This is a genomic window from Pseudomonas sp. Pf153, from assembly GCF_001269775.1.
Classification (GTDB): Bacteria; Pseudomonadota; Gammaproteobacteria; order Pseudomonadales; family Pseudomonadaceae; genus Aquipseudomonas; species Aquipseudomonas uvaldensis.
Window position 1 is genome coordinate 557752 of sequence record NZ_LHVL01000009.1, and the last position, 19616, is coordinate 577367.

A 19616-nucleotide genomic window follows, 5' to 3' on the forward strand; every position below is an offset into this window, starting at 1 on the left:
TCGCAGCCTCCGGCAATGCTTGCGGGGGCTGCGATCTTCCTCATGGATTAGCTTTCGAGTGTGGCGTCCAGGGTGATGTTCGCATTCAACACTTTGGAAACCGGGCAACCTTCCTTGGCCTTTTTGCTCAATTCTTCGAATTGCGCCTGGGTGGCGCCGGGAATCTTCGCTTTCAGAATCAGCTTGACCGCCGTTATCGCAAAGCCGCCATCGACCTGATTCAAGGTCACTTCGGCCTGGGTGTCGATACGCTCGGCCTTGAGTCCGGCCTCGCCGAGGATCATCGAAAATGCCATGGAAAAGCAGCCCGCATGGGCCGCGCCAATCAGTTCTTCCGGGTTGGTGCCCCGACCGCCTTCGAAACGCGCCTTGAAGCCGTAAGGCGCTTCGCGCAGCACGCCGGTTTCCGTCGAGATGGAGCCGATACCGGTTTTCAGATCACCTTCCCAGTGAGCCGATGCTTTTTTGACAATAGCCATGTCTTCCTCCTCAAGAGCTGGCGCGAGGTATTCGCGCCTGGGTGTTTTCAGCTGTCAGGGTTGTGAGGATAGACCGGCAAATAAAGTTCATCCTGTCGATTAGCTGACGAATTTAGTAGGAAAATTCGACGCAGCCATTGAAACTCGGGTATATGCCCACATTGCATGGAACACACCCATAGAAACGGCAGGCTTTTGCCCGTAGGAAGAGCCCGGAATGCCGTTGGAGATCCCAACCGATGAAACAGCTGTCCGACGTGAAATTTTCGACCCTAGACCTTGTGCCTGTACGCGAGGACGGCGACGCAGCCCGGTCCCTGCGCAACTCGCTGGACTTGGCGCAACACGTGGAGAAGTATGGCTACACCCGCTTCTGGGTGGCCGAGCACCACAACATGGATGGCATCGCCAGTTCCGCGACGGCCGTGTTGCTCAGTTACTTGGCGGGGGGCACGTCGACCATTCGCGTTGGCTCCGGGGGAGTGATGTTGCCCAACCATGCGCCGTTGGTGATCGCCGAACAGTTCGGCACCCTGGAAAGCCTTTATCCAGGCCGAATCGACCTGGGACTGGGGCGGGCTCCCGGGTCCGACCAGATGACCGCCCGGGCCTTGCGTCGCGAGCGCTCAGGCAGTGCGGACGATTTCCCCGATGACGTGGCCGAACTGATGCGTTATCTCGGCCCGCGTACTCCTGACCAGCGCATCATTGCCATGCCCGGCACCGGAACCAACGTGCCAGTCTGGCTGCTGGGGTCAAGCCTGTTCAGCGCGCAACTGGCCGGTGAGCGGGGCTTGCCCTACGCCTTCGCCTCTCATTTTGCCCCGCGCTACATGCACGAGGCGATCCGCATTTATCGAAATCACTTCCAACCGTCGGCGGTACTCGACAAGCCTTACGTAATGCTCGGGGTGCCGCTGGTGGCAGCGGACACGGACGAGCAGGCCGATTATCTGGCGACTTCGGTGTACCAGCGGATCCTGGCCCTGATCCGTGGTCAGAGCCTGGTGCAACGTCCGCCGGTCGAGACCATGAACGGCCTCTGGCTGCCCCACGAGAAAGACGCGGTGGGCGACTTCCTGGGGCTGGCGATGGTAGGTGGCCCGCAGAAAATCCGTGCCCGGCTCGAGGTGTTGATCGAGAAAACCCAGGCCGACGAGCTGATTTTTACCAGCGATCTGTATGAGCATACGGATCGTCTGCGCTCTTATGAACTGCTGGCGCAGGTTATGAAAGGCTGAATCGCGCCCATGAAAAAGCCGACGCATGCGTCGGCCTTTTCGTTTCTGGGGCATCACTTCTTGTAAACGATTTCCTTCGTGCCGCCCTCGCAGGTGCCGACGATCTTTCCATCAGCTGCCGCGCCTTTATCGACGATTTCCAGCGTATAACCCGACACGCCCTTGGCATCCAGTTTCTCGGCGATTTCACTTTTCAGTTCTTCACAAGGCTTGCCGGCCGCAAATGCACCGCCCGCCAGGCTCAACAAGCCCAGGGCTACCATCAACTTTTTCATCGCTCGCACTCCTTGGTCGGATCGAATAAGGCAGGTATGGACAATCGTGACGCGCAGACAATAGCGCATCGCCATTCCCTATGGCACTCCGCCAGCGCGCAAGTTCATCGCGATCAGCTGTTTGCGATCCGGAACCCGACTTTGAGAGTTACTTGGAAGTGCGCCGCCCGGCCATTCTCGATGTGCCCACGGGTTTCGGTGACTTCAAACCATTCCAGATGCTTGAGACTTTTGCTGGCCTCGGCCAGGGCATTGTTGATGGCGTCTTCGATGCTGGTGGGAGACGAGCCGACCAGCTCGACCTTCTTGTACGTGTGGTGATCACTCATGACGTTCCTCCTGGGTTGTCTGAAACAGACTAGCAGCGATTGTTCGCCTTACGTGTGTCGCTGTTTACGCTTTGAAAGTTCAGATTTACTGCACTTTCACAAACGGCTGGAGTCCCAACTTTCACACGCACTCAACCACTGCAGGAGAGAGCCACCATGGCAAGCACTTCGTTACGTAAAGCCTCGTTGCAAAGCATGGAAGCGGAGATCGAGAATCTGCTCAAGTCGTTGGAGACCCTGAAGGATGATACGTCGGACGAGTCGCGTAAGACCCTCAAGGCGCTCAAGGCCAATGCCGAGAACGCACTGAAACATTCCCGGCATCTGCTCAGCGATGCGTATGAAGAGGTCAAGGTGAAAACCCGCGAAACCGGGATTGCTACCCGCGACTACGCTCAGGAACACCCGTGGACCACCGCCGGCGTAGCAGTGGGCGCCATCGGTTTGCTGGCTGCCTACTTGCTGTGCAAGCGCGGTCACTGAGTCGGCTGGCCCAGCTCGTGCCTGAGCCATTGGGCCAGTTGCCGGGCGCGGCCGTCCGCGGCGCGCTTGGGTAGCCACAACGCCAGTCGCGCCGGGGTTTCATCGAAGCCCCAAGGCGCGACCAGGCGGCCGGCGCGCAGGTCTTCGGCTACCAATGGCTCGGGGGCGATGGCCACACCCAACCCTGCGACAGCGGCCTCCAGCAAATAATACAAATGCTCAAAGCCTTGGCCTGACTTAAGTTCTTGGGGATCGAGGTCGTTTTGCCGTGCCCAGGTTGGCCATGCCTGGGGGCGGGACATGGTGTGCAGCAGTGGCTCCCCGAGCAGCGCATCGGCTGGTGCGCTTTTCAGGCGCACGAATCCGGCATAACGCGGGCTCATGACCGGACCGATCCGTTCGCCGACCAGCTCATACACTTGCATATCCGCCGGCCACGGAGGCTCGGCAAACACCAGCAGCGCGTCCAGCCCCGGTCGTCTGGGATCAAGGTCGCCCTCTCCGGCGGACAGGTGCAGGCGCAAGTCCGGCAGATCCGCATTGAGCCGGCCCAGGCGCGGAATGAACCAGCGTGCCAGCAGGCTGCCCGAGCAGCCCAGCACGAACGGCGAGTTAGCCGTGCTCTGGCTCAGCTCCGCGCAAGCGCTGCGTAACCGATCGAAAGCCTCGGCGCTGGAATCACGCAGGCGCAAGCCGGCATCTGTGAGTTTCAGGCCGCGACCGTCCTTGGCGAACAGACTGACGCCCAAATGCTCCTCAAGCACCTTCAGTTGACGGCTGACGGCACCGTGGGTGACATGCAGTTGTTCCGCCGCCTGGCTTACGCTGTTCAGGCGGGCGGTCGCTTCGAAGGCGCGCAGGGCATTGAGCGGTGGAAGATCGTGGCTCATCTGATATGTGAGTTTTCCTGACAGGTTATGGCGATCTTATCGGTTTTCAGGGGCGAGTGTCAGGGGTAGAGTGACCTTCATTGTCCTTGTGAGCATTTTGCCTGGAGCGCCCGATGACCCAGTCTACGACCCCCTTCAATCTGCGCAGTGGCCCTGACGCCAACGGCCTGTTCGGCGCATTCGGTGGCCGCTATGTGGCCGAAACCCTGATGCCGTTGATCCTCGATCTGGCCCGTGAATATGAGGTGGCGAAGGAAGATCCTGCCTTCATCGAGGAGCTTGCCTACTTCCAGCGTGACTACGTCGGTCGCCCAAGCCCGCTCTATTTCGCCGAGCGCCTGACCGAATACTGCGGCGGTGCCAAGATCTACCTCAAGCGCGAGGAGCTGAACCACACTGGCGCCCACAAGATCAACAACTGCATCGGTCAGATCCTGCTGGCGCGGCGCATGGGCAAGAAACGCATCATCGCCGAGACCGGCGCCGGCATGCACGGCGTGGCGACCGCTACCGTGGCCGCGCGTTTTGGTCTGGATTGCGTGATCTACATGGGCACCACCGACATCGAGCGCCAGCAGGCCAACGTGTTTCGCATGAAGCTGCTGGGTGCCGAAGTGATCCCGGTGGTCGCCGGTACCGGCACGCTGAAGGATGCGATGAACGAGGCCTTGCGTGACTGGGTTACCAACGTCGACAGCACGTTCTATCTGATTGGCACCGTGGCCGGCCCGCACCCGTACCCGGCCATGGTTCGCGACTTCCAGGCCGTGATTGGCAAGGAAACCCGCGATCAGTTGCAAGCCCAGGAAGGTCGTCTGCCCGATAGCCTGGTGGCCTGCATCGGCGGCGGTTCCAACGCTATGGGGCTGTTCCATCCATTCCTGGACGATAAAAGCGTCGAAATCATTGGCGTCGAAGCGGCGGGCTACGGCATCGAGACCGGCAAGCACGCCGCCAGCCTGAACGGTGGCGTGCCTGGCGTGCTGCATGGCAACCGCACGTTCCTGTTGCAGGACGAAGATGGCCAAATCATCGACGCCCATTCGATTTCCGCCGGCCTCGACTATCCGGGCATCGGCCCGGAACACGCTTGGTTGCATGACATCGGCCGCGTCCAGTACACCTCGATCACTGATGCCGAAGCCTTGGATGCGTTCCATAAATGCTGCCGCCTGGAGGGGATCATTCCTGCCCTGGAAAGCTCTCATGCCCTGGCAGAAGTGTTCAAACGCGCCCCGAATCTGCCAAAGGACCATTTGATGGTGGTCAACCTGTCCGGCCGTGGCGACAAAGACATGCAAACCGTGATGCATCACATGGAACAGTCCCAGCAGGAGAAACACTGATGAGCCGCCTGCAAACCCGTTTTGCCGAACTCAAGGAACAGAACCGTGCCGCCCTGGTGACCTTCGTCACCGCCGGTGACCCGGACTACGACACCTCGCTGGCGATTCTCAAGGGCCTGCCGGCGGCCGGTGCCGATGTGATCGAGTTGGGCATGCCGTTTACCGATCCGATGGCCGACGGCCCGGCAATCCAATTGGCTAACATTCGTGCACTGGGAGCGCGGCAGAACCTGGCGAAAACTCTGCAGATGGTTCGCGAGTTCCGCCAGGACAACACCGAAACACCGCTGGTGCTGATGGGTTACTTCAACCCGATCCATCGGTATGGGGTGCAGCGTTTCATTGGCGAGGCGCTGGACGCTGGCGTCGATGGCTTGATCGTCGTGGACATGCCGCCCGAGCACAACAGCGAGCTGTGCGAACCGGCCCAGGCTGCTGGCCTGGATTTCATTCGCCTGACTACTCCGACCACTGATGATGCGCGGTTGCCGACCGTGCTCGATGGTAGCTCGGGCTTTGTGTACTACGTGTCGGTGGCGGGTGTGACCGGCGCCGGTGCCGCGACGCTGGAGCATGTGGAAGAAGCCGTGGCGCGTCTGCGTCGCCATACCGACCTGCCGATCAGCATCGGTTTCGGCATCCGCACGCCGGAGCAGGCTGCCGCGATTGCACGGTTGGCTGACGGAGTGGTGGTGGGCTCGGCGTTGATCGACCATATCGCCAGTGCCGACACGCCAGCGCAGGCGATCGACGGGGTGTTGAGCCTGTGCTCCGCTTTGGCGGAGGGCGTGCGCAAGGCTCGCATCTGATCGAGCTGTACAAAAAAAGGGGTTCAGAACCAGGTTCTGAACCCCTTTTTTGCATTACGGCAGCACCAATCCGCCGCCGGCCTTGTGCAGTTTGCGCAAGTGTTCGCCGATCTCTTTGACGTTGGCCTCGCAGGCGGCTATTTCAGCGGCGCGACGCGGCTCCAGTAGAGCCCGGACTTCCTTATCCAGATCACCGGTCAAGGTTTGCAGCTGTTTCTGTCGCAGGCTGCTTTCCGACTCCAGTCGCTGCCATTCGCCAGGCTGTGGCAACCCATAACCGCTGCTGCCCAGCAGCTCGGCGGGACGGCTCAGGAAACCGCTGTTGACGAGAATCTGCTGCAGTGTCGCGTTGGCCCTTTCCATGCCGCCGTTTTGAAGTTCACGGGCACCGAGGTAACGCTGTTTGACTTCATCCTGAGCCAGCAGGAGTTGCCGGCGATAGCTGGCCTGTTCCAGCAGCAGCAACGCCGCGCTGGTGCGCAGGTCTGCCTGTTCGAACCAGATGCGACGTTCTGCAGCGTCCAGGGCGAGCCAGTCTTCAACCGTTTGCTGCTTGATGGGCAGGTGTTTTTTCAGGACTTCGAACATGGCCTGATAGCGCTCGCGGAATGAGTCGAAGCGGTAGCCCAGGCGCAAGGCTTCCTTGGGATCGTCGAGCACGCTGGTATCTGCCAGGCCTCGCCCTTTGAGCACCTCCAGCAAACCATTGGGCATGATGCTGTCGAGGCCCTTGAGTTGCTCGTTATTACTGCCGCTGCGCAACAGCTTCAAGCTTTCCACCGCGCAGTTATTGGACAGGAAGTAGTAATTGCCGTCGTAGCTCCAGTGCATCTCGGCGGCATGTTCAACTGTTTCTTCGATCTCGGTACGCGACAGGTTCAACGGCACCGATGCCAGGCTGCGCAATTCGGTCTTGGTGTATTCATCGATGACTTGGGCCAGTGGCAGGACGAACAGGCGCGACGGGTATTTGCCCACCAGCCCGTCCCAACTCGACAACTGCACATCGCCCACGAAGGCGCGATAGGACAGCACCAAGTGTTGATCCAGATCCAGCCGGCAATCCGGCCCACGGGGACGGCCCGGCGCGCAGATCACCAGCCGGAGCATGCTGTGACCCCAGCGGCTGACCCAGTTCTGGTTGGCTTCGGCCAGCAAGTAGTCGACGGCATAGACCCGCTCGGGATCGACCTTGCCCAGTGGCGTCCGGGCGAAGTCGTTACCGGCGTTGAGGAACGCGAACGATTTGGCGCAAGTGTCCTTGGCGGCGGGAGCCCAACCGAAATGTTCCTGGTAGTAGCGATACAGGGCGGGGCGTCGGCAGGCGTAGCTCGGATCGAGGAGGAAATACTCCATGTTGACCGCAACGAACTCTTTCGGACTGCTCGTCTCGTAAAGATCCGGGCTGCGGGCGACCTGCCGGTTATGCTGTTCCCGTTCTCCACGACGGCCGACGTATTGTGGCCAGCCGGCGAGATCCAGCAGGCGGGGATCGTCGCTGAGGGTGAAACGCCGGTCGTTCTGGCCCCGGCACTCGTCGGGGAGGCCAATCAAGCCGGCGCTGCTGTTGCGCCGGGTACACCGCTGGATCAGTGTGCGTTCGGCATCCGGCCACAGGCGTGCGCGGTCGTAAATGTGAGTCAGTTCGTGCAGGACCGTGGCGAGCAGTTCCCGTCGTACGGTGCCGTGGGGGCGATGGGTCTTCTGTGTGGCGGCGCTGCCGTTGGTGAGGCTGTCCAGCAGGTTGCGGTTGAGATCGAGTTCCGAGACGAGCGAGGCCTGGCCGTAGGCGTTGGCCGGCATCTGGTCGGTCCAGCCGACATCTATGCGTCGATCCAGGCGCTCGATGAAGCGTGGCGGCAGGGCCTGCATGGCTTCATCGAGCAGTGCCCGGCTGGCCTGCTGTTGTGCCGGGCTCAGGCCTTCGTCGATGAGGTGCAGTTGCAAACCGGCCTGGGCGGTGCTGCCCATGAGCAGCATCACCCCGGCGGTCAGCCAGGCGGCGAGCCGCCTCACAATGCGAGGATGGCTTCGGCGAGAACCTGGTCACTGGCGTCGCGAGCTTCCGGCACGCGGGTACGCAAGGTGTCGAAAGCGGCTTCGAGATGCGCGCCGCGGATTTCACCATTGCTGGCAACGAAGCTGGCCGCATCGTCGTGGGCTTCACGAATGATCTTCGAATCACGGATGGAAGTGGTGGTATCGGAGGTGAAATCGATCGAACGCTGGGAAGCGCGAACGATGATGTTACTGGTGGCTACCAGGGTATGTGCCTGGGCCACATCGGCCAATACCAACAGGCCTAGGGCGGCAGCAATCAGCGGGCTACGCATGGAACGACTCCGAAATATAGGGATAACTATTGGACGAGAATTGCCTGTGCCAGTTCAAGGTCACTGGCATGAAGTTTTGGCCGGGTCTGGCGCAGGTAATCCAGGGCCGACTCCAGCCGTGCACCTCGCAGTTGCCCGTCACTGGCAACGAATGCCGCAGCGTCGTCGCGGGCGACGGCGACTATTTTATGGTCGAAGGGCGCGGAGGTCACCATGCTCGTGGCATAGCCACTGGCAACCAGTTGCTGGGTGGACACATCGAAGGCATGAGCTGGAACGGACCAGCCGGCAAGGAAGAAAACGGCGATGAACAGATCGAAGTGAAAACGCATGGGACTCGACAGTTGATGGCGAGTCCAAAGGCTAGCGCAAACCTGCGGGCCAGAGCCAGCGCTGAAACATCGGAACACCATTGGGTGTCCGATGTTTCATGTTGGATCAGATCACCAGGATCGCTTGGGCCAGTTGCGCGTCAGTGGCTTGCAACTGGGGAGCCTGCTGACGGATGTAATCCAGGGCGCTTTCGAGTTTCACACCACGGATGGCACCTTCACTGGCCACGAAGCTGGCGGCGTCGTCACGGGCGGCCTGGACGATTTTGTTGTCTCGCAGCGACGAGGTGGCATCGGACGTCACGTCGGAAGTCGCCTTGAGCGCCCCTACGATGGAGTCGGTGGTAACGATAAAGCTACTGGCATTGGCTTGGGCGGCGACGGCCAGCAGGGTTGCGGCGCTGAGCAGACGAAGTCGGTTCATGATGAAACTCCTTGGATATGAGGTGGTGCCGGTGCAGGTAGCTGAAAGAGGAGACGCGTACTCGACTCGCTTCGCCACGTTCATCCGATATTAAGTCAGAACGTGAAGGAAGACAGCTTTATGAAGTGAGTTGGAGGGGCCTCAAATAAACTGTACTGGTTGATTTGGTTGTTTTCTATAACTGTTATCTCGGCGCTTTCTGAAAGCATCATCCTGAAACGACAAAACCCGTCGCGGTTTCCCGCGACGGGTTTTGCTTGTTCAATTCGGTGCTGGCGGTGGACCCGGTGGGTCAGGGCCAGCGACGCTGAATTAGCGCCAGAACGGCTTGCTCAGCTCTTCGTAGCGCTGTGCTTCGCTGATACCGGCGTCGGCCAGCAGGCGCGAGTCCAGACGAGCCAGTTGATGGCGGCTGGCGATGCGGCGCTGCCACAGCATCAGGTTGGCGATAATGCGAAGAGGCAGGGAAGCCTGGTTTTTTGCAGCTTTGTCTTCGAAAAACAGCTCGGAACTGAGTGTACGTTCCATGGTTGACATCCTTCCGCTTGTGGCGGGATCAGGTAGTGGTTTAACTGGTGCCCATGATCCTCTCGTTTGGCCAGTCACTGTAGATACAGTTCACCTGTATTGTGCGCGACCAGTTAACTGTTAAACCGCAGTGTGCTGGTCCATATTGAAGCAACTGTACCTGTCTGCGCTGTTTTGGTGCATTTGTCACGCTTTGACGGCGCGGAGAAAGGAATATCCTACGGAAAACACCGGTACAGCAATACAGTTTTTGACGAAACGGGCCGTGCTTGCCTGGATGATCAAAACTGTGTGTGCGGTAACGGTGTTCTAGCTGTATCAAACCGCCAACATGCGCCCGGTCTCTTCCAGGTTCAGATGCCAACTCAGTGCGTCGCGCAGGATGTGAGGTGTATGTCCGCCCAAGGCACACGCGGCCTCGAAGTACTCGTTCAACGCCTGGCGATAGGATGGGTGCACGCAATTGTCGATGATCACCCGTGCCCGCTCCCGTGGCGCCAGGCCTCGTAGGTCGGCCAGGCCGATTTCGGTGACGAGGATGTCGACGTCATGCTCGGTGTGGTCCACATGGCTGACCATCGGCACGACGCTGGAGATCGCCCCTCCCTTTGCAATCGACTTTGTGACGAAAATCGCCAGGTGCGCATTGCGCGCGAAGTCCCCTGAGCCACCGATGCCGTTCATCATCCGGGTGCCGCAGACGTGAGTGGAGTTGACGTTGCCGTAGAGATCGAACTCCAGCGCGGTGTTGATGCCAATGATACCCAGGCGACGCACCACTTCCGGATGATTGGAAATTTCCTGCGGACGCAGGACCAGTTTGTCCTTGTACTTTTCCAGATTTCCGAACACATCGGCGTTGCGACGATCCGACAGCGTGATGGAACTGCCCGAGGCGAAGCTCAGCTTGCCGGCGTCGATCAGGTCGAACGTGGAGTCCTGCAGCACTTCGGAATACATGCTCAATTGCTCGAACGGCGAGTCGATCAGCCCGCACATCACGGCGTTGGCGATGTTCCCTATACCGGCCTGTAATGGGCCGAGCTTATTGGTCATTCGTCCGGCCGCCACTTCTTGCTTGAAGAAATCGATCAGGTGATCGGCAATGGCCTGGGTGTCGCTGTCCGGTGGTGTGACGGTGGACGGCGAGTCGCCTTGGTTAGTGATGACAATGGCTGCAATTTTTTCCGGTGGAATCGGAATGGCGGTACTTCCGATGCGGTCGTCCACCTTCACCAGGGGGATCGGTGTGCGGGTTGGGCGATAGGTCGGAATATAGATGTCGTGCAGACCTTCCAGATTCGGATTGTGGGCCAGGTTGATCTCGACGATCACTTGTCGGGCGAAGATCGCAAAACTGGCCGAATTACCCACCGATGTGGTCGGCACGATGTGGCCCTGTTCGGTGATAGCCACTGCTTCGATCACCGCAACGTCAGGTAGCTTGAGCTGACCGTTGCGCAGTTGTTCGACTGTTTCCGAAAGGTGTTGGTCGATGAACATGACCTTGCCCGCATTGATGGCCTTGCGCAGCGTGCTGTCGACCTGAAAAGGCATGCGCCGAGCGAGCACGCCAGCTTCGGTGAGCTCCTTGTCGAGGTCGTTACCCAGGCTCGCGCCCGTCATCAGGCTGATTTGCAACGGCGTGACCTTGGCCCGTTCGGCCAGGGCGTGGGGCACTGCTTTCGCTTCACCGGCGCGAGTGAAGCCGCTCATGCCAACGGTCATGCCGTCCTGGATCAGCATGGCTGCTTCGGCAGCGCTCATCACTTTGTTCAACAACGAAGGCAGGCGGATGCGATCTTGGTACATACAGGGCTATCTCGGGCTGGAAGCAGGATGCGCAGTCTAGTGAATTCACTCCTTGCCCGTCCCGCTACAAAAGTCGCATTTGAGGCGTCTATTACGGGCGTTTCAGGCAAAACATTATTACCGGATCGGTAACAGGGGGGCTTGATACAAATCAAAACGCCCCGACAAGTCGGGGCGTTCTGGGTAAATCGAGCAGGTTTATTCCACTGCTTTGACCATGTCCTCGATCACCTTCTTGGCATCACCGAACACCATCATGGTCTTGTCCAGGTAGAACAGCTCGTTGTCCAGGCCGGCGTAGCCGCTGGCCATCGAGCGTTTGTTGACGATGATGGTCTTGGCCTTGAAGGCCTCGAGGATCGGCATGCCGGCAATCGGCGATTTCGGATCGTTCTTCGCCGCCGGGTTGACCACGTCGTTCGCGCCGAGCACCAGCACCACGTCGGCCTGGCCGAATTCGGAGTTGATGTCCTCCATTTCGAACACCTGGTCGTAAGGCACTTCGGCTTCGGCCAGCAAGACGTTCATGTGGCCGGGCATGCGTCCGGCCACCGGGTGAATCGCGTACTTCACTGTCACGCCATGGTGGGTCAGCTTCTCGGTCAGCTCTTTCAACGCATGCTGCGCCCGCGCCACGGCCAGGCCATAGCCCGGAACGATGATCACGGTGTCGGCGTTGGTCAGCAGGAAGGTCGCATCGTCAGCGGAGCCGGATTTCACCGGGCGCGCTTCTTTCGAGCCGGCCGGCCCGCCCGCATCGGCGCTATTGCCGAAGCCGCCGAGCAGTACGTTGAAGAACGAACGGTTCATGGCCTTGCACATGATGTAGGACAGAATCGCACCGCTCGAACCTACCAGGGAGCCGGCGATGATCAGCATCGAGTTGTTCAGTGAGAAGCCGATACCGGCCGCCGCCCACCCCGAATAGCTGTTGAGCATCGACACCACTACCGGCATGTCGGCGCCGCCAATCGGGATGATGATCAGCACGCCAAGCACGAACGCCAGGGCCAGCATCAGGGCGAATGCACCGAAGTTGCCCGTGACCATGAATGTTACGCCCAGGCCCAGTGTTGCCAGACCCAGGATCAGGTTGAGCTTATGCTGTCCACCAAACTGTACCGGTGCGCCCTGGAACAGGCGGAACTTGTACTTGCCCGACAGCTTGCCGAAGGCGATCACCGAGCCGGAGAAGGTGATTGCACCGATGGCCGCACCGAGGAACAGCTCCAGGCGGTTACCGGCCGGAATCGAATCCCCCAGTTGCTTGACGATGCCCAGGGACTGTGGCTCCACCACGGCGGCGATGGCGATGAACACGGCGGCCAGGCCGATCATGCTGTGCATGAACGCCACCAGCTCCGGCATCTTGGTCATCTCGACGCGCTTGGCCATGATCGAACCGGCGGTGCCGCCGATCAGCAGGCCGACGATGACATAGCCGATGCCCGCAGTGGCCAGCTCAGCGCCCAGCTTATAGATGAGGCCGACGGTGGTGAGCACCGCCAGCGCCATGCCCAGCATGCCGAACAGGTTGCCGCGGCGGGACGTGGTGGGGTGCGACAGGCCCTTGAGGGCTTGGATGAAGCAAACGGACGCAATCAGGTAGAGCGTCGTTACCAGATTCATGCTCATTACTTGGGCGCCTCTTCTTTTACGGCTTTCGGGGCTTTTTTCTTGAACATCTCAAGCATCCGGCGCGTGACCAGGAAGCCACCGAACACGTTCACCGCTGCCAGGGCCACGGCGAGCGTGCCCATTGTCTTGCCCAGCGGCGTCACGGTCAGCGCTGCGGCGAGCATGGCGCCGACGATCACGATCGCCGAAATGGCGTTGGTCACCGCCATCAATGGCGTGTGCAAAGCGGGTGTCACGTTCCAGACCACGTGGTAACCGACATAAATCGCCAGTACAAAGATGATCAGGTTGTAGATACCGGGGGAGATAAGCTCTTCCATTGTCTGAATCCCTGCTTAGGCGTTTTTGCGGATGACCTGGCCGTCGCGGCACATCAGGCACGCGGCGACGATGTCGTCTTCCAGGTTCACGTCGAACTGACCTTCCTTGGTGAAGACCAGCTTCAGGAAGTCCAGCAGGTTACGGGCATACAGCGCCGAGGCATCGGCTGCGACTTCGCCGGCCAGATTGGTCGGGCCGACGATGGTCACGCCGTTCTCGACCACCACTTGGTCGGCCACGGTCAGCGGGCAGTTGCCACCCTGGGCTGCCGCGAGGTCGATCACCACCGAACCGGGCTTCATTTGCGCGACGGTTTCCGCGCTGAGCAAGGTCGGTGCCTTGCGGCCCGGAATCAGTGCCGTAGTGATGACGATGTCAGCCTGCTTGGCGCGCTCGTGTACGGCCTGGGCCTGGCGCTGCATCCAGCTCGCGGGCATTGGACGGGCGTAGCCGCCGACGCCGACGGCGCATTCACGCTCTTCATCGGTTTCATAAGGCACGTCGACGAACTTGGCGCCGAGGGATTCGATTTGCTCCTTCACCGCAGGACGCACGTCCGACGCCTCGATTACCGCGCCCAGACGCTTGGCTGTCGCAATCGCCTGCAACCCGGCCACGCCGGCACCGAGAATCAGCACGCGCGCCGCTTTCACGGTGCCAGCGGCTGTCATCAGCATCGGCATGAAGCGTGGATAGTAGTGAGCTGCCAACAGCACCGCCTTGTAGCCGGCAATGTTGGCTTGAGAGGACAGCACATCCAGGCTCTGGGCCCGGGAAGTGCGTGGCGCGGCTTCGAGGGCGAACGCTGTAATGCCGCGTTCGGCCATCTTGGCGATGATTTCGTTGTTGAACGGATTGAGCATGCCTACCAGGACGGTGCCGCTCTTGATCAGCGCCAACTCGCTGTCGTTGGGCGCGACCACCTTGAGGATCAATTCGGCTCCAAACGCGTCACTGGCGCTGCCAATGGTCGCGCCTGCCGCCTCGTAGGCACTGTCGATAACGCTGGCCTTGATGCCGGCACCGCTTTGAACAGTGACTTTATGACCCTGGCCGATCAGTTTCTTGATGGTTTCCGGGGTAGCAGCAACCCGTGTTTCACCCGTCTGGGTTTCGAGAGGGACACCAATGTGCACGTCAAATCTCCTGCGTGATCTTATTGAGTAAACCCAGGCACTTCGGATGGCGCGACTGGGGCGGCGGATCAGCACGATCCCGCCGAATCAGGCGGGGCGCGGCATTTTGCAGGCGAAATTTCGACCCTTCAAGGAATTATGACGTGTGACGGAAAATTAACTACAAGTCACCCTGTGACCGAATGTCGCAACTGTCAGGCCTGATCCCTTGCAGGCCGTGCATTACAAGGCTTAAAGCGCAAATCGATAAAAATTAACATCGGCTGCGTGAATAAGCCGCCATGGCTGGCGCAATATGGCTCAAAGCCACGTATTTGAACGGTTCTGAGACTACTGTACCGATTCCATAACAGATTGACTGTATGCGACAAAAACTTATATCTGTAGCGCTTTTGGTTAGCTTACTACCGGAGTCGGTTATATAGCTTTTTCTTATTTATCAAGAGCATAGCCATGGGCTTGTTTGATCAACCAATCGCGGAAAGCCCGAAGGGACGCGGATTCCACCTTTCGCTCGGGAATCATCAGGTAGTAAGCCTTGATGCTCGACAGCGCGTTCCGATTGGCGACGACCAATCTTCTTTCTGCCAGCTCGCGCTGGATCAGAAAAGGCGGGATCAAGGCGATCCCCATTTCATGCATGGCCGCTTGGGCAAGCATGGAGAATAGTTCATAGCGTGGGCCTGTCAGGTCGCGAGCCACATTCAGATGTTGGGCGTTGAACCATTGGCGCCAGGCGTACGGGCGGGTGGTTTGCTGAAGCAGCGGCAATTCGGCGATCGCATCCGCTGTCAGGTGACTCTGATTATTCAACAAGGACGGGCTGCAGACCGGCATCGGATTTTCGCCCATGAGCTTGTGGGATTCGGTGCCGGACCAGTCCGCATCGCCAAAGTAAATGGCTGCGTCAAACTCCGTATCCGCAAACAGGAAAGGCCGGGTGCGGTTGGTCAGGTTGACGGTGACTTCCGGATGTTGCTGCTGGAAATCCTTCAGGCGCGGCAGTAACCACTGGGTGCCGAAGGTAGGCACCACCGCCAGCTCGATCACGTTAGCGCCGGTATGGCCCATAACCGAAAGTGTGTCGCGCTCGACGGCGTCCAGCTGGGTGGCAACCCGGCGACTATAGGAAAGACCCGCTTCGGTCAGTTTGACGCCGCGGCGTGAGCGTCGGAATAGCTCCACGCTGAGGAAGTCCTCCAGGCTGGCAATCTGCCGGCAGATGGCGCCTTGGGTGAGGGACAGCTCCTGTGCGGCCTTGGTGAAGCTCTCATGGCGTGCGGCCGCCTCGAAGCTGACCAGGGCCGCAGTGCTGGGAATCTTTCGACGCATGTACAGGCACCTCACTGATTGTCTGCGTAAACGGGGTTTATGGCGTTTACGGAGTGAGAAATTAGCACAACACCGTGCGCAATCCTCGTTTGCCCTCGTAGGAAACCGCGCCTAGGATCAATCCACGTTTCTTTCATCGATTGACGAGGAATTTTTCATGGCCGGTAAAGCGAGCTTCAACTGGATCGATCCATTGCTGCTGGACCAGCAGCTCACCGAAGAAGAGCGCATGATCCGCGACACTGCTGAGCAGTTCGCCCAGCAGAAGCTCGCGCCGCGAGTACTGGAAGCTTTCCGCCATGAAAAAACCGATCCGGCGATCTTCCGTGAAATGGGTGAAGTAGGGCTCCTTGGCGCGACCATTCCCGAACAATACGGTGGCAGCGGCTTGAACTACGTCAGTTACGGCCTGATCGCCCGTGAAGTGGAACGTGTCGACTCTGGCTATCGGTCGATGATGAGCGTGCAGTCCTCCTTGGTCATGGTGCCGATCAACGAGTTCGGTACTGAGGCCCAGAAACAGAAGTACCTGCCAAAGCTGGCCTCTGGTGAGTGGATTGGTTGCTTCGGTCTGACCGAGCCGAACCATGGTTCGGACCCGGGCGCGATGATTACCCGTGCACGCAAAGTCGAGGGTGGTTACAGCCTGACGGGTAGCAAGATGTGGATCACCAACAGTCCGATTGCCGATGTATTTGTCGTCTGGGGCAAGGACGACGCTGGCGATATCCGTGGCTTTGTGCTGGAGAAAGGGTGGAAGGGGCTGAGTGCGCCGGCTATCCATGGCAAGGTTGGGCTGCGTGCCTCGATCACCGGCGAAATCGTCATGGACAACGTCTTCGTTCCGGAAGAGAACATTTTCCCGGATGTACGCGGCCTGAAAGGTCCGTTTACCTGCCTGAACTCCGCACGCTACGGAATCTCCTGGGGTGCGTTGGGTGCCGCCGAGTTCTGCTGGCATACCGCTCGCCAATACACCCTGGATCGTCAGCAGTTCGGCCGTCCGCTGGCGGCGACCCAATTGATCCAGAAGAAGCTGGCCGACATGCAGACCGAGATTACCCTTGCGTTGCAAGGTTGCTTGCGCCTGGGGCGCATGAAGGACGAAGGCACGGCAGCGGTGGAAATTACCTCGATCATGAAGCGCAACTCCTGTGGCAAATCTTTGGAGATTGCCCGTATGGCGCGGGACATGTTGGGGGGTAACGGAATCTCCGATGAGTTCGGTATCGCTCGTCATCTGGTGAACCTGGAGGTGGTGAACACTTATGAAGGTACCCACGACGTCCATGCGCTGATTCTTGGGCGTGCGCAGACCGGTATCCAGGCGTTCTATTAATAGGAGGCGGTCATGGGCGCGCTTTCGCACCTGCGGGTACTGGATTTATCTAGAGTTCTGGCCGGGCCCTGGGCCGGGCAGATCCTGGCGGACCTGGGGGCTGAAGTCATCAAGGTCGAGCGTCCCGGCAACGGCGACGATACGCGAGCCTGGGGGCCGCCCTTCCTGAAGGGCGCAGACGGCGAGAACACCACCGAGGCGGCTTATTACCTGTCAGCCAACCGCAACAAGCAATCGGTCACCATCGACTTCACGCGACCCGAAGGGCAGAGATTGGTGCGAGAGCTGGCGGCCAAGTCCGACATCCTGATCGAGAACTTCAAGGTGGGCGGGCTGGCGGCTTATGGCCTGGATTATGACTCCCTGAAAGTCATCAACCCGCAGTTGATTTATTGCTCGATCACCGGGTTCGGTCAAACGGGCCCTTATGCCAAGCGTGCCGGGTATGACTTTATGATCCAGGGGCTCGGTGGGCTGATGAGTCTTACCGGGCGACCTGAAGGCGATGAGGGCGCGGGGCCGGTGAAGGTCGGGGTCGCGCTGACGGACATCCTTACAGGGTTATATTCAAGCGTCGCCATCCTGGCAGCGTTGGCTCATCGTGATCATGTCGGTGGCGGGCAGCATATAGACATGGCCTTGCTGGATGTCCAGGTGGCTTGCCTGGCTAACCAGGCGATGAACTATCTGACCACAGGCGTTGCGCCGAAGCGGCTGGGCAATGCTCATCCGAACATCGTGCCTTATCAGGATTTTCCTACGGCTGACGGTAACTTTATTCTTACCGTGGGCAATGATGGACAGTTCCGCAAGTTTGCCGAGGTGGCAGGTCAGCCGCAGTGGGCGGATGACGCTCGTTTCGCGACAAACAAGCAACGGGTGGCGAACCGGTCGGTATTGATTCCCTTGATTCGCCAGGCGACGGTGTTCAAGACGACGGCCGAATGGGTTGCTCTGTTGGAACAGGCGGGTGTGCCGTGCGGGCCTATCAATGATCTGGCCCAAGTGTTTGCCGATCCACAAGTACAGGCCCGTGGATTGGCGCTCGAACTGCCTCATGTCCTGGCCGGTAAAGTGCCACAGGTTGCGAGCCCGATCAGACTGTCCGAGACGCCAGTGGAATATCGCAGCGCGCCACCTTTACTAGGTGAGCATACGGTTGGGGTCCTGCAACGCGTGTTGGGTTTGGATGAGGCCGCATTGATCGCGCTTGGGGAGGCAGGAGTTCTCTGAGTTGTTCTTTCTATATAGAGGCGGCGCGCGTAGAAGAGGTTTTTCCCGATAACGCAGCTTATTGATAGAAAAGTAAAATTAAGGTTGACGGCAGATTCTGAGTCTCTATAATTCGCCCCACTTCCGGCGCAGTCGAAACGGAAAACTCCTTGAGATTCAATGAGTTAAGTAGGTTTCGGCGATGCAGGGCTTCAGGTCATCGAAGCACGGAAGGAGTCAGCGGAGCAGGTTTTTGGCTCAGTCGACGGTTCGATCTTCTCGGTCGAAAGCGGTAAAAAAGAGGTGTTGACAGCAGCGACTAACGCTGTAGAATTCGCCTCCCGCTAACGAGAGATCGAAAGCGCAAGTGGTTGAAGTTGAAAAAGAAATTTTGAAAACTTCGAAAATAACCGCTTGACAGATACACGGGGCGCTGTAGAATGCGCGCCTCGGTTGAGACGAAAGCCTCAGCCCACCGCTCTTTAACAACTGAATCAAGCAATTCGTGTGGGTGCTTGTGGAGTCAGACTGCTAGTCAACAGATTATCAGCATCACAAGTTACTCCGCGAGAAATCAAAGATGTAACCAACGATTGCTGAGCCAAGTTTAGGGTTTTCTCAAAACCCAAAGATGTTTGAACTGAAGAGTTTGATCATGGCTCAGATTGAACGCTGGCGGCAGGCCTAACACATGCAAGTCGAGCGGTAGAGAGGTGCTTGCACCTCTTGAGAGCGGCGGACGGGTGAGTAATGCCTAGGAATCTGCCTGGTAGTGGGGGATAACGCTCGGAAACGGACGCTAATACCGCATACGTCCTACGGGAGAAAGCAGGGGACCTTCGGGCCTTGCGCTATCAGATGAGCCTAGGTCGGATTAGCTAGTTGGTGAGGTAATGGCTCACCAAGGCGACGATCCGTAACTGGTCTGAGAGGATGATCAGTCACACTGGAACTGAGACACGGTCCAGACTCCTACGGGAGGCAGCAGTGGGGAATATTGGACAATGGGCGAAAGCCTGATCCAGCCATGCCGCGTGTGTGAAGAAGGTCTTCGGATTGTAAAGCACTTTAAGTTGGGAGGAAGGGCCATTACCTAATACGTGATGGTTTTGACGTTACCGACAGAATAAGCACCGGCTAACTCTGTGCCAGCAGCCGCGGTAATACAGAGGGTGCAAGCGTTAATCGGAATTACTGGGCGTAAAGCGCGCGTAGGTGGTTCGTTAAGTTGGATGTGAAAGCCCCGGGCTTAACCTGGGAACTGCATTCAAAACTGACGAGCTAGAGTATGGTAGAGGGTGGTGGAATTTCCTGTGTAGCGGTGAAATGCGTAGATATAGGAAGGAACACCAGTGGC

Annotated in this window: 20 protein-coding genes and 1 rRNA gene; 7 read left to right on the forward strand and 14 right to left on the reverse strand. The window is 58.9% G+C overall.

Features of this window, described 5'->3' with window-relative positions:
• Nucleotides 1–47: 47 nt before the first annotated feature.
• Complete coding sequence (locus AD666_RS07510) at nucleotides 48–479, reverse strand: OsmC family protein (RefSeq protein ID WP_053149587.1); 432 nt, start codon at nucleotides 477–479, stop codon at nucleotides 48–50.
• 239 nt (nucleotides 480–718) lie between these two features.
• Here AD666_RS07510 and AD666_RS07515 point away from each other — a divergent pair, with 239 nt between their 5' ends.
• Entirely contained in the window at nucleotides 719–1720 is a 1002-nt protein-coding gene (locus AD666_RS07515) for an LLM class flavin-dependent oxidoreductase (protein WP_053149596.1), read from the forward strand.
• A 53-nt stretch (nucleotides 1721–1773) separates the two neighbouring features.
• On the opposite strand, the gene AD666_RS07520 is transcribed toward AD666_RS07515, so the two are convergent.
• Both AD666_RS07520 and AD666_RS07525 read right to left on the reverse strand, forming a co-directional pair.
• The gene (locus AD666_RS07520; protein WP_053149599.1) at nucleotides 1774–1995 is read right to left on the reverse strand and encodes a DUF1161 domain-containing protein; all 222 of its coding nucleotides are present in this window, start codon (nucleotides 1993–1995) and stop codon (nucleotides 1774–1776) included.
• A 113-nt stretch (nucleotides 1996–2108) separates the two neighbouring features.
• Nucleotides 2109–2324: a dodecin gene (locus AD666_RS07525; RefSeq protein WP_053149602.1), complete on the reverse strand. Its 216-nt coding sequence runs from the start codon at nucleotides 2322–2324 to the stop codon at nucleotides 2109–2111.
• A 156-nt stretch (nucleotides 2325–2480) separates the two neighbouring features.
• On the opposite strand from AD666_RS07525, the gene AD666_RS07530 reads away from it, so the two are divergent.
• The gene (locus tag AD666_RS07530) at nucleotides 2481–2807 is read left to right on the forward strand and encodes a YqjD family protein (protein WP_053149604.1); all 327 of its coding nucleotides are present in this window, start codon (nucleotides 2481–2483) and stop codon (nucleotides 2805–2807) included.
• Here AD666_RS07530 and AD666_RS07535 read toward each other — a convergent pair.
• Nucleotides 2801–3697, reverse strand: a complete 897-nt coding sequence (locus tag AD666_RS07535) for a LysR family transcriptional regulator (RefSeq protein ID WP_053149606.1) — start codon at nucleotides 3695–3697, stop codon at nucleotides 2801–2803. The two genes, AD666_RS07530 and AD666_RS07535, sit on opposite strands and share 7 nt — an antisense overlap.
• A gap of 113 nt (nucleotides 3698–3810) precedes the next feature.
• On the opposite strand from AD666_RS07535, the gene trpB reads away from it, so the two are divergent.
• Nucleotides 3811–5043, forward strand: a complete 1233-nt coding sequence (gene trpB, locus AD666_RS07540; RefSeq protein WP_053149612.1) for a tryptophan synthase subunit beta — start codon at nucleotides 3811–3813, stop codon at nucleotides 5041–5043.
• The gene (gene trpA, locus AD666_RS07545; RefSeq protein ID WP_053149616.1) at nucleotides 5043–5852 is read left to right on the forward strand and encodes a tryptophan synthase subunit alpha; all 810 of its coding nucleotides are present in this window, start codon (nucleotides 5043–5045) and stop codon (nucleotides 5850–5852) included. Before trpB ends, trpA begins: the two co-directional genes overlap by 1 nt.
• Nucleotides 5853–5906: 54 nt before the next feature.
• Here the strand turns inward: trpA and AD666_RS07550 are convergent, their stop codons facing one another.
• The 10 genes from AD666_RS07550 to AD666_RS07595 form a co-directional block, all read right to left on the reverse strand.
• Complete coding sequence (locus AD666_RS07550) at nucleotides 5907–7868, reverse strand: DUF4105 domain-containing protein (protein ID WP_053149619.1); 1962 nt, start codon at nucleotides 7866–7868, stop codon at nucleotides 5907–5909.
• Nucleotides 7865–8185, reverse strand: coding sequence for a DUF2388 domain-containing protein (locus AD666_RS07555; RefSeq protein ID WP_053149622.1), 321 nt, complete (start codon nucleotides 8183–8185; stop codon nucleotides 7865–7867). The genes AD666_RS07550 and AD666_RS07555 overlap by 4 nt, the downstream gene beginning before the upstream one ends.
• 26 nt (nucleotides 8186–8211) lie before the next feature.
• On the reverse strand, nucleotides 8212–8517 hold the full coding sequence (locus tag AD666_RS07560; RefSeq protein WP_053149625.1) for a DUF2388 domain-containing protein: 306 nt from the start codon (nucleotides 8515–8517) through the stop codon (nucleotides 8212–8214).
• A gap of 106 nt (nucleotides 8518–8623) precedes the next feature.
• The gene (locus tag AD666_RS07565) at nucleotides 8624–8941 is read right to left on the reverse strand and encodes a DUF2388 domain-containing protein (RefSeq protein ID WP_053149628.1); all 318 of its coding nucleotides are present in this window, start codon (nucleotides 8939–8941) and stop codon (nucleotides 8624–8626) included.
• 312 nt (nucleotides 8942–9253) lie between these two features.
• Nucleotides 9254–9469 carry a DUF1127 domain-containing protein gene (locus AD666_RS07570; protein WP_053149631.1) on the reverse strand — a complete coding sequence of 72 codons (216 nt, stop codon included), beginning with the start codon at nucleotides 9467–9469 and terminating at the stop codon, nucleotides 9254–9256.
• A gap of 318 nt (nucleotides 9470–9787) precedes the next feature.
• The gene (locus tag AD666_RS07575) at nucleotides 9788–11281 is read right to left on the reverse strand and encodes an acetyl-CoA hydrolase/transferase family protein (RefSeq protein WP_053149634.1); all 1494 of its coding nucleotides are present in this window, start codon (nucleotides 11279–11281) and stop codon (nucleotides 9788–9790) included.
• A gap of 198 nt (nucleotides 11282–11479) precedes the next feature.
• A complete protein-coding gene (locus tag AD666_RS07580; RefSeq protein ID WP_053149636.1) occupies nucleotides 11480–12916 on the reverse strand; it encodes an NAD(P)(+) transhydrogenase (Re/Si-specific) subunit beta in 1437 nt (478 codons plus the stop codon).
• A complete protein-coding gene (locus AD666_RS07585; protein WP_003187010.1) occupies nucleotides 12916–13239 on the reverse strand; it encodes an NAD(P) transhydrogenase subunit alpha in 324 nt (107 codons plus the stop codon). The genes AD666_RS07580 and AD666_RS07585 overlap by 1 nt, the downstream gene beginning before the upstream one ends.
• 15 nt (nucleotides 13240–13254) lie before the next feature.
• Nucleotides 13255–14376 (reverse strand): Re/Si-specific NAD(P)(+) transhydrogenase subunit alpha, encoded by a 1122-nt coding sequence (locus tag AD666_RS07590; protein WP_053149638.1) that lies wholly within the window; start codon nucleotides 14374–14376, stop codon nucleotides 13255–13257.
• Nucleotides 14377–14808: 432 nt separating this feature from the next.
• A complete protein-coding gene (locus AD666_RS07595; RefSeq protein ID WP_053149640.1) occupies nucleotides 14809–15708 on the reverse strand; it encodes a LysR family transcriptional regulator in 900 nt (299 codons plus the stop codon).
• A 157-nt stretch (nucleotides 15709–15865) separates the two neighbouring features.
• On the opposite strand from AD666_RS07595, the gene AD666_RS07600 reads away from it, so the two are divergent.
• From AD666_RS07600 to AD666_RS07610, 3 genes are all read left to right on the forward strand, one after another.
• Nucleotides 15866–17047 carry an acyl-CoA dehydrogenase gene (locus AD666_RS07600; RefSeq protein WP_053149643.1) on the forward strand — a complete coding sequence of 394 codons (1182 nt, stop codon included), beginning with the start codon at nucleotides 15866–15868 and terminating at the stop codon, nucleotides 17045–17047.
• 12 nt (nucleotides 17048–17059) lie between these two features.
• Nucleotides 17060–18280 carry a CaiB/BaiF CoA-transferase family protein gene (locus AD666_RS07605; RefSeq protein WP_053149647.1) on the forward strand — a complete coding sequence of 407 codons (1221 nt, stop codon included), beginning with the start codon at nucleotides 17060–17062 and terminating at the stop codon, nucleotides 18278–18280.
• A 616-nt stretch (nucleotides 18281–18896) separates the two neighbouring features.
• Nucleotides 18897–19616 (forward strand): 16S ribosomal RNA (locus AD666_RS07610); the annotation flags it as partial.